The 15,371-nt window shown below is 59.2% G+C and carries 17 protein-coding genes; 10 read left to right on the top strand and 7 right to left on the bottom strand.

Going from position 1 to position 15,371, the window contains the following annotated elements:
• The first annotated feature begins 248 nt into the window (after window positions 1-248).
• On the top strand, window positions 249-962 hold the full coding sequence (locus VD17_RS13090; RefSeq protein ID WP_046054181.1) for a FadR/GntR family transcriptional regulator: 714 nt from the start codon (window positions 249-251) through the stop codon (window positions 960-962).
• 212 nt (window positions 963-1,174) lie between these two features.
• Here the strand turns inward: VD17_RS13090 and trhP are convergent, their stop codons facing one another.
• A complete protein-coding gene (gene trhP / locus VD17_RS13085) occupies window positions 1,175-2,500 on the bottom strand; it encodes a prephenate-dependent tRNA uridine(34) hydroxylase TrhP (RefSeq protein ID WP_046054171.1) in 1,326 nt (441 codons plus the stop codon).
• A 163-nt stretch (window positions 2,501-2,663) separates the two neighbouring features.
• Here trhP and VD17_RS13080 point away from each other — a divergent pair, with 163 nt between their 5' ends.
• Window positions 2,664-3,725, top strand: coding sequence for an AI-2E family transporter (locus VD17_RS13080; RefSeq protein WP_046054170.1), 1,062 nt, complete (start codon window positions 2,664-2,666; stop codon window positions 3,723-3,725).
• Here VD17_RS13080 and VD17_RS13075 read toward each other — a convergent pair.
• From VD17_RS13075 to VD17_RS13065, 3 genes are all read right to left on the bottom strand, one after another.
• A complete protein-coding gene (locus VD17_RS13075) occupies window positions 3,722-3,904 on the bottom strand; it encodes a hypothetical protein (protein WP_046054169.1) in 183 nt (60 codons plus the stop codon). The two genes, VD17_RS13080 and VD17_RS13075, sit on opposite strands and share 4 nt — an antisense overlap.
• 100 nt (window positions 3,905-4,004) lie before the next feature.
• The gene (locus VD17_RS13070; protein WP_003179723.1) at window positions 4,005-4,199 is read right to left on the bottom strand and encodes a hypothetical protein; all 195 of its coding nucleotides are present in this window, start codon (window positions 4,197-4,199) and stop codon (window positions 4,005-4,007) included.
• A 235-nt stretch (window positions 4,200-4,434) separates the two neighbouring features.
• Window positions 4,435-4,806 carry a hypothetical protein gene (locus VD17_RS13065; protein ID WP_046054168.1) on the bottom strand — a complete coding sequence of 124 codons (372 nt, stop codon included), beginning with the start codon at window positions 4,804-4,806 and terminating at the stop codon, window positions 4,435-4,437.
• Window positions 4,807-5,051: 245 nt separating this feature from the next.
• Here VD17_RS13065 and VD17_RS13060 point away from each other — a divergent pair, with 245 nt between their 5' ends.
• Together VD17_RS13060 and VD17_RS13055 are read left to right on the top strand one after the other, a co-directional pair.
• A complete protein-coding gene (locus tag VD17_RS13060; RefSeq protein ID WP_046054167.1) occupies window positions 5,052-5,903 on the top strand; it encodes a shikimate 5-dehydrogenase in 852 nt (283 codons plus the stop codon).
• A gap of 12 nt (window positions 5,904-5,915) precedes the next feature.
• Complete coding sequence (locus VD17_RS13055; protein ID WP_046054166.1) at window positions 5,916-6,434, top strand: cupin domain-containing protein; 519 nt, start codon at window positions 5,916-5,918, stop codon at window positions 6,432-6,434.
• A 60-nt stretch (window positions 6,435-6,494) separates the two neighbouring features.
• Here the strand turns inward: VD17_RS13055 and VD17_RS13050 are convergent, their stop codons facing one another.
• The gene (locus VD17_RS13050) at window positions 6,495-7,142 is read right to left on the bottom strand and encodes a YceH family protein (RefSeq protein ID WP_046054165.1); all 648 of its coding nucleotides are present in this window, start codon (window positions 7,140-7,142) and stop codon (window positions 6,495-6,497) included.
• Window positions 7,143-7,453: 311 nt separating this feature from the next.
• Between VD17_RS13050 and VD17_RS13045 the strand changes: the two genes are divergently transcribed.
• The 5 genes from VD17_RS13045 to VD17_RS13025 are packed head-to-tail and all read left to right on the top strand — an operon-like array spanning window position 7,454 to window position 11,565.
• Entirely contained in the window at window positions 7,454-8,431 is a 978-nt protein-coding gene (locus VD17_RS13045) for an NAD-dependent epimerase (RefSeq protein ID WP_046054164.1), read from the top strand.
• Between the two features lie 46 nt (window positions 8,432-8,477).
• Window positions 8,478-9,218: a glycosyltransferase family 2 protein gene (locus tag VD17_RS13040; RefSeq protein ID WP_046054163.1), complete on the top strand. Its 741-nt coding sequence runs from the start codon at window positions 8,478-8,480 to the stop codon at window positions 9,216-9,218.
• Window positions 9,215-9,493 (top strand): lipid-A-disaccharide synthase N-terminal domain-containing protein, encoded by a 279-nt coding sequence (locus VD17_RS13035; protein WP_046054162.1) that lies wholly within the window; start codon window positions 9,215-9,217, stop codon window positions 9,491-9,493. Before VD17_RS13040 ends, VD17_RS13035 begins: the two co-directional genes overlap by 4 nt.
• Before the next feature lie 3 nt (window positions 9,494-9,496).
• A complete protein-coding gene (locus VD17_RS13030; RefSeq protein ID WP_046054161.1) occupies window positions 9,497-11,017 on the top strand; it encodes an ArnT family glycosyltransferase in 1,521 nt (506 codons plus the stop codon).
• Between the two features lie 38 nt (window positions 11,018-11,055).
• A complete protein-coding gene (locus VD17_RS13025) occupies window positions 11,056-11,565 on the top strand; it encodes a DUF1993 domain-containing protein (RefSeq protein ID WP_008148402.1) in 510 nt (169 codons plus the stop codon).
• A 162-nt stretch (window positions 11,566-11,727) separates the two neighbouring features.
• Here the strand turns inward: VD17_RS13025 and sstT are convergent, their stop codons facing one another.
• Entirely contained in the window at window positions 11,728-12,960 is a 1,233-nt protein-coding gene (gene sstT, locus VD17_RS13020; RefSeq protein ID WP_046054160.1) for a serine/threonine transporter SstT, read from the bottom strand.
• A gap of 282 nt (window positions 12,961-13,242) precedes the next feature.
• Here sstT and VD17_RS13015 point away from each other — a divergent pair, with 282 nt between their 5' ends.
• Window positions 13,243-14,397: an MFS transporter gene (locus VD17_RS13015; protein WP_046054159.1), complete on the top strand. Its 1,155-nt coding sequence runs from the start codon at window positions 13,243-13,245 to the stop codon at window positions 14,395-14,397.
• A 4-nt stretch (window positions 14,398-14,401) separates the two neighbouring features.
• Here the strand turns inward: VD17_RS13015 and nhaR are convergent, their stop codons facing one another.
• Window positions 14,402-15,301: a transcriptional activator NhaR gene (gene nhaR, locus VD17_RS13010; RefSeq protein ID WP_046054158.1), complete on the bottom strand. Its 900-nt coding sequence runs from the start codon at window positions 15,299-15,301 to the stop codon at window positions 14,402-14,404.
• Window positions 15,302-15,371 lie beyond the last annotated feature (70 nt).

Here is a 15,371-nt window from a genome sequence, read left to right as displayed (position 1 = left end):
GTGTGACTGGGTGTTGCGATGTTGATAGACATCATACAACTACGTTTTTTCATCACGCAAGAGTGGTTGTCCAACAAAATGGCGCTTTATAGAGCGTTTATTATTCTTTTGCGGTGATGTGCGACCTTTTTTGTGGTCTCGAATAGCCTATTTGTTGAGTGTTGTCATACAAGTAGGTGGGTGTTTTCTTGAGATTCCCATCGAGCGCAGTGCTACGATTCCGGTAGCCCTGCTTCCGGATGATCGCCATGCAAGAAGACCTCGACGCGCCTGCCCGCAAGCGCACCCACAACCTGGCCCATGACCTGGTGGCCAAGCTGACCCAGAGCATCTTGCTCGGCCAGATGCTGCCCGGGGACAAGCTGCCGTCCGAGAACACGATTGTTCAGGAGCACGGGGTCAGTCGCACGGTGGTGCGCGAGGCGATCTCGAAATTGCAGGCGTCCGGGTTGGTGGAGACCCGGCACGGCATTGGCACCTTTGTTATCGAACGAGCACCGGAGCAGGGGCTGCGGTTGAACGTCGATACCGCACTGGGGGTGCGCAGCATTCTGGAGTTGCGCATGGGCCTGGAAACCCAGGCCGCCGCACTGGCGGCAACCCGTCGCACCGAGCATCAACTGGCGCAGATGCGTGAAGCGCTGGACGACTATCAAAGCCTGCTGGCCAACAACGACAGCTGCGTCGAAGCCGACAAGCGCTTCCACCTGCTGATCGCCGAAGCCACCGGCAACGTGTGCTTCACCGAAATCATGCAGCACCTGGGCAGCGCCATGATCCCGCGCACCCGCGTCAATGCTGCCGAGCGCGGCGCAGTGGACTTGAGCAAGCTCGGGCAACTGGCCAACCTTGAGCACGAGGCGATTCTCAACGCCATCAAACGGCAAGATCCGGATGCGGCGCGGGCGGCGATGTGGCTGCACCTGACCAACAGTCGCGACCGGTTTTCGGCCGATCGCTGACCCTACATTTGTTGTCCGTGACATTGCTTTCGCGAGCAGGCCCGCTCCCACATTTTGATCTGTGGTGGTCGTAAAAACCGGGTACACAGCCGATCCCCTGTGGGAGCGAGCCTGCTCGCGAAAGCGTTTCAACATTCAACAATGATGTTGGCTGAAAGTCCGTCTTCGCGAGCAGGCTCGCTCCCACAAGGTTTTGTGTCGCTTGATGATGTTCAGCTCACGCTGACATCGCGCATCAACAACCCAAACTGCAAATCCACCGCATCCGGAATCGGCAGATACACCGTGTGCCCATCCCCCGGCGCCACGTCGATGGGCTGGCCGTTGACGTTCTGCAGCTGATGCAGATAAAAGTGGAAGTTGCCCTTGGGCGTCATCAGCTCCATGTGGTCGCCCAGACCAAAACGATTCTTCACCTTGACCTCTGCCATCCGGTCACGCCGCTCGCCGGTCAGCTCGCCGACAAATTGCTGCCGCTCCGACACCGAACTGCCGTGCTGGTAGTTCTGGTATTCGTCATGCACATGCCGCCGCAGAAAGCCTTCGGTGTAGCCGCGCTGGGCCAGGGATTCCAGATCTGTCATCAGACTGCGGTCGAACTCGCGACCGGCCACCGCGTCGTCGATTGCCCGGCGGTAAACCTGAGTGGTTCGTGCGCAGTAAAAGTGGGATTTGGTCCGGCCCTCGATTTTCAATGAGTGCACGCCCATCTGCGTCAGGCGCTCGACGTGCTGCACGGCACGCAGGTCCTTGGCGTTCATGATGTAAGTGCCGTGTTCGTCTTCGAAGGCCGGCATCAATTCATCGGGCCGATTGGCTTCCTGCAACAGGAACACCTGGTCGGTCGGGGCGCCGATGCCCAGGGTCGGTTCGGGCTGGAAGGTCTGCACGATCTCGCCGAGCTGATTTTCCGTGGCCTCTTGCGCCGAATATTTCCAGCGACAGGCATTGGTGCAGCTGCCCTGATTGGCGTCGCGCTTGTTCATGTAGCCCGACAGCAGGCAGCGACCGGAATAGGCCATGCACAAGGCGCCATGGACGAACACCTCCAGCTCCATCGCCGGGACTTGCTCGCGGATTTCGGCGATTTCTTCCAGGGACAGTTCCCGCGACAGGATGATCCGGCTCACGCCTTGTTGCTGCCAGAACTCGACACTGGCCCAGTTCACTGTGTTGGCCTGTACCGAAAGGTGAATCGGCATCTGCGGATAATGCCGGCGGACCAGCATGATCAGGCCTGGATCGGACATGATCAGCGCATCCGGCGCCATGGCAATTACCGGTTCCAGATCCTTGAGGAAGGTTTTCAGTTTGGCGTTGTGCGGGGCGATGTTCACCACCACATAGAAGCGCTTGCCTTGAGCCTGGGCCTCGTGGATGCCGAGGGCCAGATTGGCGTGATCGAATTCGTTGTTGCGCACCCGCAGGCTGTAGCGCGGCTGACCGGCGTACACCGCATCGGCGCCGTAGGCGAAGGCATATCGCATGTTTTTCAAGGTGCCGGCGGGGGCGAGCAGTTCTGGAGGCAGGAGAGTCATGGCAGAGTCGGTCACAAAAGCCGCTGAGAGTAAGCGGCTTGCCCGCGGGGTTCATTGATCTGGATCTATGCTTGATGAACAAACGGATGGCACTCGCGCGAACCGTGGAGGACTAAGTATCAGGGCGCGACATTGTGTCCTTGCGGACTGACATGGATCGGACATGAACGAAGAGACAGTACAAAACAAATCACTGGTGATCTTGCTGGGGCTGGTCACCGCCGCCTTCATCTGGATTTTGTTGCCGTTTTACGGTGCAGTGTTCTGGGCGGTGATCCTCGGCATCCTCTTCGCGCCCCTGCAGCGACGACTGCAACTGAAGTTCGGCTGGGAGCGCAATCTGACCTCGTTGCTCACCCTGAGCATCTGTCTGGTGATCGCGATTCTGCCGGTGATCATCCTCAGTATCTTGCTGGTCCAGGAAGGGGCCGCGCTGTACAAAAGCATCGAAAGCGGCGAACTGGACATCGCCGGGTATGTGACGCATTTCAAACACAGCCTGCCGCCGTACTTCCAGCACTTGCTCGATCGGGCCGGGGTAGGCGAGCTGGATGGGCTGCGGGAGAAAATCATCAAGAGTGCGGTGACAGGCAATGAGTTTATCGCCACGCAGGCTTTCAGTTTCGGCCAAGGCACGTTCGACTTTGTGGTGAGCTTTTTCATCATGCTTTACCTGCTGTACTTCTTTCTGCGGGACGGCGCCGAACTGGCCCGCAAAGTACGCGCTGCCGTGCCGCTGCAAGAGCACCAGAAACGCCGTTTGCAACTCAAGTTCAATCGTGTGGTACGGGCGACAGTGAAGGGCAACCTGCTGGTGGCGATCACGCAGGGCGCATTGGGCGGTTTGATTTTCTGGTTTCTGGATATTCCGAGCTCGCTGCTCTGGGCGGTGCTGATGGCGTTTCTGTCGCTGTTGCCAGCGGTGGGGGCGGGGATCGTCTGGGCGCCGGTGGCGGCGTTTTTCCTGTTCGCCGGAGCGATGTGGCAGGGCGTGGTGCTGGGGCTGTACGGGATTTTCGTGATCGGTCTGGTGGATAACGTGCTGCGACCGATCCTGGTGGGCAAGGATACCAAGATGCCGGACTATCTGATCCTGATCTCGACCCTTGGCGGTCTGGCGGTCTTCGGCCTCAATGGCTTTGTGATCGGGCCGCTGATCGCTGCGCTGTTCATGTCGAGCTGGGCAATTTTCATTGAAACCAAGCCGCGGGTACAGCTGCCTTAAACGCTGATCTGGCCTTGGCCGATGCGTTGCGACAGTGCCTGGGCGGCCGGCAGCGAGGTGAGCGGGCCGCTGATCGGTTCGCCGTCCTGTACCAGGTACCAACAGGCGAGCAATCCTAGCTCTCTAAGTGATGCGGGAACGGCGCTGCCGATAACGGACATGATCTGAACCTGGGACATAAGTACCTCCATCAATCTATGGAGCTACCTTACGGACCGGACGCTTGAACGGACAATCAACGCTTTCGATAGTCTTCATTGATGCCAATGAGGCTTCGCTTCAGTCGACCACCAGATCCAGCATATGAACCACTTCCTGCTCGTTGAGCAGGCCTTTTCGCACCAGGTTTTCTGCCAGCAGCGAAAGAAACTTGGCGCTGCGATGGCCTTCCAGGTGCTTGAGTTCGGTCAGTGCGTTGTACACCTTGCTGGAAGTGCACAAGCCGACAATACGGTGCGGGTTTTGCGTGGGCATTAGGTCGTCCTTGTTATTATCAACCTGTTGTTAACGGACAGATCCAAGATTGCGGACCGGACATGACATAAATATGACCGTTTTCCCCAACGCGGGGGAAGGATGGCGAGTCAATCTTGCCAACTTGCACCGCAAAGACTGTCCCGACAGCGACCTTGGCGAGATTTATCCAGACTTCCGCCGACGGGCGGTCACAAAAAAGGCCCCGCTGTTGAGGCGGGGCCTGATGATTCCGTTACCAGCGGCCATAGCCGTGGGGAGGGCCGTAGTAACCGCGCGGTGGACCGTAATAACCACGTGGCGGGCCGTAGTAAACCGGCGGCGGGCCGTAATAGACCGGTTGTTGCACGTAGACTGGTGCCGGCTGGTAATAAACCGGTGGCGGGCCGTAGTAAACCGGTTGTGGCTGAGCGTAAACCGGTTGCTGTACATAGACCGGCCGATTGCTGTTGATGATGGCCGAACCGACGATGGCTGTGCCAACGATAGCGCCAAATACCGCCGGTCCTTCCCAACCGTGACCGCCGTGACCGCCGCCAGCTTCTGCCTGCCCTGCGATAGCGAGAGCACCGATCAGCAAGGCTACTGTGGGGATTTTACGGATCATGATAGTTCCTCGGTTCTTCGCCCCGGCGCTTGTGTCTGCAATAGACCCAAGGATTGTCGCGGGGATACTTCTAAGACAGCGTTTATTTCAAAATCAGCACAGCCGTTGGGTAAATTTTGTGTAAGGTCTGTACTCGCTTCTTTACGGTTCAGTGAGGCCGCGCACAGACACACCGTTATGATCGATCAGACCCGATGGATTGGCTAATCCCGTCCATCTGAAAGTGCTATTCAAGGAGATTTTTCATGCAGATGAACCCCAACAGAGACACCCAGCTGTGCATGTCGCTTTCCGCACATCCCGGGAACTTCGGCCTGCGGTTTCACAATCATCTGTATGAGCAACTGGACCTGAATTTTTACTATAAGGCCTTCAGCAGTCAGGATCTGCCAGGCGCTGTTGGCGGCATTCGCGCTCTGGGGATTCGTGGTTGCGGCGTGTCGATGCCGTTCAAGGAGGCGTGCATTGCGCTGGTCGATGAACTGGATCCCTCCGCTGCGGCCATTCAATCGATCAACACCATCGTCAACACTAACGGCCATCTCAAGGCTTACAACACCGACTACATCGCGATCGCCCAGTTGCTTGACACCCACCAGGTGCCGAAGGAATTGACCTTTGCCCTGCGCGGCAGCGGCGGCATGGCCAAGGCGGTGGCCAGCGCCTTGCGCGATGGTGGCTACAAAAATGGCGTGATCGTTGCCCGTAACGAGCGTTCCGGACGTGCGTTGGCCGAATCGCTGGGCTATCGATGGCAAGCGGAACTGGGTTCGGAGCGGCCGCAGATGCTGATCAACGTCACACCGATTGGCATGTCCGGCCCCGAGGCCGATCAGCTGGCGTTCGATGTTGAAACCATCGCTGCTGCCGAGATTGTCTTCGATGTAGTGGCAGTCCCCTCGGAAACACCGTTGATTGTGCGAGCTCGTGCTGAAGACAAACGAGTGATCACCGGTCTGGAAGTGATCGCGATCCAGGCGCTGGAGCAGTTCGTGCTGTACACCGGCGTGCGGCCGACCGATGAGCAGTTTCACAAAGCCGTGGAATTTGCCCGAAGTGGCCTTGGCTATCCTGCTGCCCAGCAAGCGAAACCGTGACTGAGGTGACTCATGCATCCTGCCATTCTTAATCTGGATCAGGCTGAACTCGAGCCGCTGCCCGAAGCGTTTGCCCCGACGGGAGACACCGCCGACCGCTATCGGCAACGGCAGGCGCGCATCGGCCAGCAACTTGGCGCGCAGAAGCTGGGTTATCGCCTGTATGCGCTGGAACCGGGGATGCGTGGCAGCCCGTTTCACAGTCATCGGGTCAACGAGGAGATGTTTTATATCGTGGTCGGGGAAGGGGAGATTCGCTTGGGCGCCGAGCGCTTTCCCGTTCGCGCCGGTGATGTCATTGCCTGCCCGCCGGGCGGCCCTGAAGCCGCGCACCAGATCATCAACACCAGCAACGCTGAGCTGCGCTACCTGGCGGTCAGCACCCAGCAGTCACCCGAGATTTGCGAGTACCCGGATTCCGGCAAATACGCGGTGATGGACGACTTCAAGGTCGACGCCGAGGGCAATGCCTCGGGCTTCGTCGCCGTCGCCAGACCGGCGGACGGCGTGGATTATTGGGACGGCGAGTAGAAGCACCGCAAACCGAATGTGGGAGCAAGCCCGCTCCCACATTCGATCTTTGTTGTTAGGTTACTCGAGGCGGGCCAGACGCTCTTCCAGCGCCGCAATTCGCGCCTCAAGCTCTTCGATTCGCTCAACCGATACGGCGCCACCCGCGCCACGTTCAGCCGGGTTCTGCCGTGCCGCCAGGATCACTTCGATGTCCGCCGGGTCGCCCAAGGCGTGCATGTATCGGTCTTCACGCTGACCGGCCTGGCGCGGGATCAACAGCGCCAGACCGCGAGCGATCAAGCGTTCCAGTTGATGCACCACCTGCTCGGCATCTTCAAAGTCATGCATGCGGCCGCTGCGGGTCAGCAGTTCATTGACCGTTTGCGGACCCCGCAGGAACAGCAGCCCCGCAAGAATGACCTGAGCCGGCACCAGCTCCAGTGCCTTGTCGACTTTGTGTTCCCAGCGATCCGCACGACTGCCCATCACCAGTTTGGTAAAGCCGCGTCCTTCGAGGGCGCGCAGGCTTTGACCGACCTGACCCTGGGTGAGGTTCATCACCGGCTCGCGGCTGGTTTTCTGGTTGCAGGCAATCACCAGCGCATTGAGGGTCAGCGGATAGGTTTCCGGGCTGGTGGCCTGTTTTTCGATCAACGAACCCAGAATGCGGATTTCCGTGCTGTTGAGTCGCGGCTCGTCGAAGGTCGTTTCTTGCTCGGTGCTCATGATTCTGCATTCCTTCCCGGGTTCATGATTTTCTCCTGCTGGCATGCACTTTAGATTGACGTGTGCCAATGGCAACTGAATTCGTCGCCGTACGATTGGCAATGGTCACAAAAGCTAAATCAATCTGTTACGTAATCTTAACAATCAGACGTGCACCGTATGCAGGGCTGCAGAGGACTGCGGCTCATCACGGGTACGGCGAAAATTCCTATCGACGACGTCACCGGCCTTATTAATTGTGCAGTGGAGCAAGGCATGAAGCTGACGTGGGTATCGACCCGCAATAATGCGCTGATCGGCGCGCGCCCGCTATGACCGTACTGGTCACCGGCGCCGCCGGTTTCATCGGGTATCACACGGTCAAGCGCTTGTGTCAGGAAGGTCTTGAGGTGGTCGGTATCGATAATCTCAACGACTACTACAGCGTGGAACTCAAACACGCACGGCTCAAGGAGCTGAAGCCCTTGTCGGGCTTTCATTTCCAGGCACTGGATATCGTCGACAAACCGGCCTTGATGGCATTGTTCAAGGATCATGGCTTCACAGAGGTTATCCATCTGGCTGCCCAGGCGGGCGTTCGCTACTCGCTGGACAACCCGGACGTGTATGCGCAATCGAACCTGACGGGTTTTCTGAATGTGCTGGAAGCCTGCCGGCACCATCGCCCCGAGCATCTGATTTATGCATCGAGCAGCTCGGTGTATGGCACCAACAGCAAAATGCCGTTCAGCGTCGAAGACCCCGTCGATCATCCGATTTCGTTGTATGCCGCCAGTAAGCGTGCCAACGAGCTGATGGCCCACAGCTACTGCCATCTGTATGGGCTGAAGGCCAGTGGCCTGCGTTTTTTTACCGTTTACGGACCTTGGGGGCGCCCCGACATGGCGCTGTTCAAATTTACCGAAGCGATCCTCAACGACAGGCCGATTGACCTCTACAACCAAGGCCAGATGTCGCGTGACTTCACCTACATCGACGACATCGTCGAAAGTATTGCGCGCCTGCGCCCAAGACCGCCGTTATCGGACGGACCTGGCGTTGGCGCCAACCGAATCTTCAACATCGGGCGCGGCACGCCGGTGGCGCTGATGGATTTCGTCGAGTGCCTGGAGTCGGCATTGGACAGGGAAGCCCGGCGCAACTTCCTGCCGCTGCAGGCTGGTGATGTGGTCAAGACCTGGGCGGATGTGTCGGCATTGGCGCAGTGGGTCGATTTCCGTCCACAAGTGACGGTTGAGGCTGGCGTCGCGGAATTTGTGAAGTGGTACCGCCACTTTTACCAGAGATGAAACGTTGGCCCTTGATAATAAAAAATCCAGGGTAATAGGGGCCTCTATGAGCCAAGACATATTTGTATCCGTGCTGATTCCGGCAAAGAACGAGGCGAGCAATCTCAAATCGCTGCTTGAGGAAATCCGTATCGCACTGGTCGATGAGGCGTATGAAATCATCGTCGTGGACGATGGCAGTACTGACACTTCCTTGCAGGACCTGCGACAGACCCGGCACAGCGGCCTGAGCACGTTGCGCATCCTGCGACATGAGCGTTCGCTGGGGCAGAGCACTTCGCTCTACCATGCGGCGCTTGCTGCCCGGGGCCAATGGCTGGCCACGCTCGATGGCGACGGTCAGAACGACCCGGCGGACATCCCCGGCATGCTGGCATTAGTGCGCAGAGAGCAGGGGAGCGTTGACCTTCAGTTGGTGGCCGGGCACCGGGTCAACCGTCGTGATACCGCGAGCAAGCGCTGGGCCTCGCGCTTTGCCAACAGGTTGCGCAGCCGCATGCTCAAGGACCAGACGCCGGACACCGGCTGCGGGCTGAAACTGATACAGCGGGCGGCGTTTCTGCGCTTGCCGTACTTCGATCACATGCACCGGTTCATTCCTGCGCTGATCCAGCGTCATAACGGTCGGATGATCACCCATCCGGTCAACCATCGGCCTCGCACGGCCGGGGTATCCAAATACGGAAATATCGACCGCGCCCTGGTGGGCATTCTCGATCTGATCGGCGTCTGGTGGCTGATCAGGCGCACGCGCCTGCATGCCCATGCGCAGGAGATCGAAGGATGAACCTGTCCCGCGAAACCCTGTGGCTGGTGGTCGGTTTCACTGGCCAGATCGCCTTCACCGGTCGCTTTGTCCTGCAGTGGCTGTACAGCGAATACAAGAAGCGCAGCGTGATTCCGGTGAGCTTCTGGCACCTGAGCATCGTCGGCAGCACGCTGCTGTTCGCTTACGCCATTTACCGACAGGACCCGGTTTTCATCGCCGGTCAGGCGTTCGGCTCCATCGTCTATTTGCGCAACCTGCAATTGATTGCCCGCAGCACAACCTTGAAGGACTGAACCGTGCGCCGAACCCTGTCACCCAGCGTCGAATGCCTGGGGCTGATGTTGCTTGCTCTTTTATTGGTCGGCGCCGGATTCGGGCTGCGTCAGCCGCAGAATGTCGACGAGGAGCGTTTCCTCGGTGTTGCGCTGGAGATGCTGCACAACGGTTCTTGGCTGATTCCGCACCGAGCCGCCGAGATCTACGGCGATAAACCACCGATTTTCATGTGGACGGTGGCGTTTTTTACCTGGATCACCGGGATGCCCGCGCTTGCCCTTTATATTCCGGGGCTTTTGTCTGCCACTTCGGTCACGGCCATGCTCTACGACCTGGGTCGTCGGTTGTGGAATCAGCGGGCCGGACGAACAGCAGCGCTGTTGTACTTGGCCACCTATCAGACGTACAGCATTCTGCGGACCGGTCAGATCGACAGTTTTCTGATTCTGTTCACTTCTCTGGGGATGTACGGCCTGGCCCGTCACCTGCTGCTCGGGCCCGCCTGGCGTTGGTTCTACGCGGGTTGCGCGGCCATGGGCATTGGCGTGATCACCAAAGGGGTCGGCTTTCTCCCGGCGTTGATGCTGATTCCGTATGCCTACGCGGTGCGCAAAGGCTGGCCCGGGGTGGTGGCCATGCCGGGCGAGGCGCGCAAGTGGTGCCTGGGCCTGTTGGTGGTGCTTGGCGCCGTCGCGATCTGGCTGCTGCCGTTGGCGGTGTCCATCGCGTTCAATGGCGCCGCTGACGAAATCGCCTACGCACGGGAAATTCTGCTGCGCCAGACTGCGGGGCGCTATGCCGCCGCGTGGGACCACCGAGAACCGTTCTGGTACTTCTTCGTCAACGTCATCCCGCAATACTGGATGCCGTTGGTGCTGGCCTTGCCGTGGCTCGTGCCCGCCTGGCGCAGGCAGTTGCGCAAGCGCGACGGTCGAGTGCTGGTGCTGCTGGGTTGGGTTGTACTGGTCGTACTGTTCTTTTGCCTGAGCAGCGGCAAACGCAAGTTGTACATTTATCCGGCGTTGCCAGGGCTGGTGCTGGTTGTCGCGCCGCTGATTCCGTGGCTGCTCAAGCGCTGGTTCGGCAAGCGACCGCGCGGTCGGCGGGTATTCCAGGTAGTGGCCGTCACGTGGTTCACGCTGTGGTTCGCTCGCGGTTTCATCGACCCGGTCAAGGACGGACCCAATCCCCACGAGGCGCTGATGGCGCAAGCAGCGACCATGACTCAAGGCGCAGATCTGGTGCTGGTCAACTGGCGCGAAGGCCATTGGTTGTTCGCCCGACAGCCGATCGTGCATTTCGGGATGATCGGCTCCACGGTCGAGCAGGCCGCTCAATGGCTGCGCGAACACCGTCAGGCGTACGCCTTGGTGCCGGATGAACTGCTGAGCCAGTGTTTCAATCCGCAGGCCGCCCGTGAACTGGGCGAAACTTCGCGCGCACAGTGGTCGATTGTCGGTGCCGATGCCGATAACGGCCGTTGTCATCCCGGACAGCCCGCCAATATCTATCGCTTCACCTGGGACCGCTCATGGCTATAATCGCCCCACGTTCCCTCCTGTCACAACACGAGACTGCCATGACTATTTCCCTGTACGCCGCTTCCGTTCCGGTTTTCAAACAAATGCTCAACGCCTTGAGCGATGTTTTGAACAAGGCCGAAGCCCACGCCACTGCCAAGAACATCGACCCGAACGCTTTCCTGCAAGCCCGTCTGTACCCGGACATGTTCCCGCTGGTCCGTCAGGTGCAGATCGCCGTTGATTTCGCCAAAGGCGTTTCCGCGCGTCTGGCCGAAGTTGAACTGCCGAAATACGACGACACCGAAACCACCTTCGCCGAGCTGCAAGCGCTGATCGCCAAAGTGCTGGCCTTCATCGGTGAGATCAAACCGGAACAGATCGACGGCAAGGAAGGCATCGAAATCATTACCCGTCAGGGCACGCCGAAAGAGAAGCGCTTCACCGGCCAGGCTTACCTGCTGAGCTACGGCCTGCCGCAATTCTTCTTCCACGTCACCACCACCTACGCACTGCTGCGTCACAACGGTGTGGAAGTGGGCAAGCGCGATTACATGGGCGCGTTCTAAACCTCCCGACGTAAAAAAGCCCGCCAAGGTGTGAACCTTGGCGGGCTTTATTTTGTGGATCAAAAGATCGCAGCCTCGTTTCACTCGACAGCTCCTACAGGCGGTACGCATCTCAATGTAGGAGCTGTCGAGTGAAACGAGGCTGCGATCTTTTGATCTTGGTTACGCCATACGTTGTGTTTTCTGCTCTTCGCCCAGGCACGCCGCCGCGGTGAACAGTACGTCGGTGGAGGAGTTCAGCGCGGTTTCCGCCGAGTCCTGCAGCACACCGATGATGAACCCGACGGCCACCACCTGCATGGCGATTTCACTGGGGATGCCAAACAGGCTGCACGCCAGTGGAATCAACAGCAACGAACCGCCCGCCACGCCCGAAGCGCCACACGCACAGATCGCGGCGACGATGCTCAGCAGGATGGCAGTCGGAATGTCCACGGCGATGCCCAGCGTATGCACGGCGGCCAGGGTCAGCACGGTGATGGTGATCGCCGCGCCCGCCATGTTGATGGTCGCGCCCAGCGGGATCGAGACCGAGTAAGTGTCTTCGTGCAGGCCCAGGCGCTTGCTCAACTCCAGATTGACCGGAATGTTCGCCGCCGAGCTGCGGGTGAAAAATGCGGTGATACCGCTTTCGCGCAAGCACGTGATCACCAGTGGATACGGGTTGCGACGCAGCTTCCAGAACACGATGACCGGGTTCATCACCAGCGCCACAAACAGCATGCAGCCCAACAACACCGCCAGCAGATGCACATAGCCGATCAAGGCACCGAAACCAGAGTTGGCGAGGGTCGAAGCCACCAGGCCGAAAATGCCCAGCGGCGCGAAACGAATCACCAAGCGCACGATCAGGGTCACGCCGTTGGACAAGTCGCCGAGCACCTCGCGAGTGGTGTCACCAGCATGGCGAATGGCAACGCCCATGCCAATCGCCCACGCCAGAATGCCGATGAAGTTGGCATTCATCAGCGCACTGACCGGGTTGTCGACCACGCTCAGCAGCAGACTTTGCAGCACTTCACTGATCCCGCCCGGTGCGGTCACCGCAACGTCGTGAGTGGCCAATACCAGGCTCGACGGGAACAACGTACTGGCGACAACGGCCACCACTGCCGCCGCAAACGTTCCCAGCAGATACAGGAACAGAATCGGTCGGATGTGGGTTTCCTGGCCGTGCTTATGGTTGGCAATCGAGGCCATGACCAGCACGAACACCAGAATCGGCGCGACGGCTTTCAGTGCCGATACGAAGACTTTGCCGATGAATGCGGTGGACTTCGCCACCTCCGGCGCGAACAGGGCCAGGGCAATACCGGCGATCAGGCCGATGATGATTTGTGTGACCAGGCTTAAGCGTTGCAGGCGTAACCATAGCGAAGGGGTTGGAGCGGTCATAAAACGGCATCTCTGATTTTTTTTAGGTGCGGGGGTATCGCGACATCAATGCCAATCAATGGCCGATGAATAGGGTGTACGTATCGCAGGGCGCGGACTTTATCACAGCGTGGTCTTCATCCTTCAGACCTGTGACGATCTGCCGCCCGCGGGGTCAACGAGATCGGCAGGTTCGTGCAACCCTGATCGGAAACACTCTGTTAAGATTCGCCATCCTCATTTTCAAGTCATGCCAGTGGGCCTTCGGGTTATCGCTGGTGTTGTCGTTTTCTGGAGTTCTGCATGCTGTTGCCCATCCTTCTGTTGTCTGCCGCCGGTTTTACGGTGCTGACCACGGAATTCGTCATCGTCGGCCTGTTACCGGCGATCGCTCGAGACCTTGAAGTCAGCATCCCCCAAGCGGGTTTGCTGGTGACCTTGTTCGCCTTCACGGTCGCCGCATTCGGGCCGTTCCTGACTGCGTATTTCGCCCGGTTCGAGCGCCGCAAATTGTTCATCTCGGTGCTGATCATGTTCGGCCTGGCCAACACCCTCGCGGCGTTTGCGCCGAACATCTGGGTGATGGCCGCCGCTCGGTTGATCCCCGCGTTGGGGCTGCCAGTGTTCTGGGCGCTGGCCAGCGAAACCGCGGTGGACATTGTCGGCCCGGACTACGCCGGTCGCGCCATCGCCAAGATTGGTTTCGGCATTGTCTGCGCCACGGTGTTCGGCATTCCGGTGGGCACACTGATCTCCGATGCGTTCGGTTGGCGCAGTGCCTTCGGCATTCTGGCGGTGATCGCGTTTGCCAAGGCATTGCTGCTGTTTATCTACCTGCCGAAAACCAATCTGCATCAGCATCAAGTGAGCTTCAGTTCGCAATTCAAAATTTTGCGCAGCCCGCTGATGGTGGGGCATGTGCTGCTGTCGATCCTGGTGTTCAGCGGCATGTTCACCGCTTATACCTACCTGGCGGACATTCTTGAGCGCCTGGCCGGTTTCAACGGCACGGTGGTCGGCTGGTGCCTGATGGGCTTCGGCGCGGTCGGCTTGATCGGCAACTCACTGGGCGGCCGCGCGGTGGATCGTCATCCGTTGATCGCCTCGATGATGTTCTGCGCGTTCATGATCGCCGGCCTGGTGGCGTTGGTGCCGAACATTCATTCGCCGCTGGGCCTGGCGGCGGCAATGGGGATTTGGGGCGTGACTCAGGCGGCGTTGTTCCTGGTCAGCCATGTGCGATTGATGAAGGCTGCACCCGAAGCGCCGGCGTTCGCGGCATCGCTGAACATTGCCGGGGCTAACCTCGGTATCGGCCTGGGCGCCATGATCGGCGGTCGGGTCATCGACGGTGTCGGCCTGCAAGGTCTTGGTTTCGCGGCGGCCGCTTTTATCCTCGCCTCGATCCTCTTGGCCATCGCGCTGATGACTTTCAAGCCCCGCGAAGTCTGCGCCTGACACCTCACATCTCGGTGAACAGCTCGCGTCGGGCACCTTCGGTAATGGCGACAATGCCGGGGTGCTTGACCTTGCGTTCGACCGAAATGGCGTAGAACGACTCGGTCACCGCGTCGGTCTGGCCAATCAATTCCACGCCGTATTGGCGTATCACTTCATCGGCAATCACGCTCGGGCCGATGAAGATCCCGCTGCCGGATTGGCCGAAAGCCTGCATCAAGGCGCTGTCGTCGAATTCGCCGACGATGCGCGGCTGGATCTGCTGCTCGGCAAACCAGCGCTGCAAGCGACTGCGCACCACGGTCTCCGGCCCTGGAATCAGCAGCGGTGCGCTGTGCAGGTTGCGGGGGAAATCCTGACCGTATTGCGCCGCCAGTTCAGCGGTAGCGAAGAAGCTGATCCCGCATTCCCCGAGTTTCTGGCTGTAGCCCTTGATGTCCAGGTGCGAGGGCATCGGGCTGTCGGAAATCACCAGGTCGAGCCGCTGGATCGCCAGGTCGGCGAGCAGGCGTTCCAGCTTGTCTTCTCGACAGGTGATGCGCAGCGGCTCGCTCAACTCCATGGTTGGCGCAATCAGGCGATAGACGATGGATTTGGGCACCACATCGGCCACGCCAACCCGAAACAGAATCTGCTGTTCGTTGGGCTGTGCTCGCAGCATCAGCTCCAGTTCGTCGCCCAGCTGAAACATTTGCTCGGCGTAGGGCAGTGTCTGACGGCCGGCCTCCGTAAGCTCAAGCTGCCGGCCGACCCGGCGAAACAGCTCGATGCCATAGGTTTGTTCGAGCAGGGAAATCTGCCCGCTGATGGTCTGCGGCGTCAGGTTCAACTGCTCGCAGGCGCGCACGATGCTGCCGGTCTTGGCCACCACCCAGAAATAATGCAATTGCCGATAGTTGAGCATGACGATCTACAGTTCGTTAAAACCGAAGTATAGCCGCTAAAAATACGAATTTTCCTGAAGTGTTTGCCTC

Origin of the sequence: Pseudomonas fluorescens (assembly GCF_000968015.1) — a bacterium.
GTDB lineage: Bacteria > Pseudomonadota > Gammaproteobacteria > Pseudomonadales > Pseudomonadaceae > Aquipseudomonas > Aquipseudomonas fluorescens_W.
Note: the sequence above shows the minus strand (reverse complement) of the source record. Positions and strands in the feature narration are given on the sequence as shown.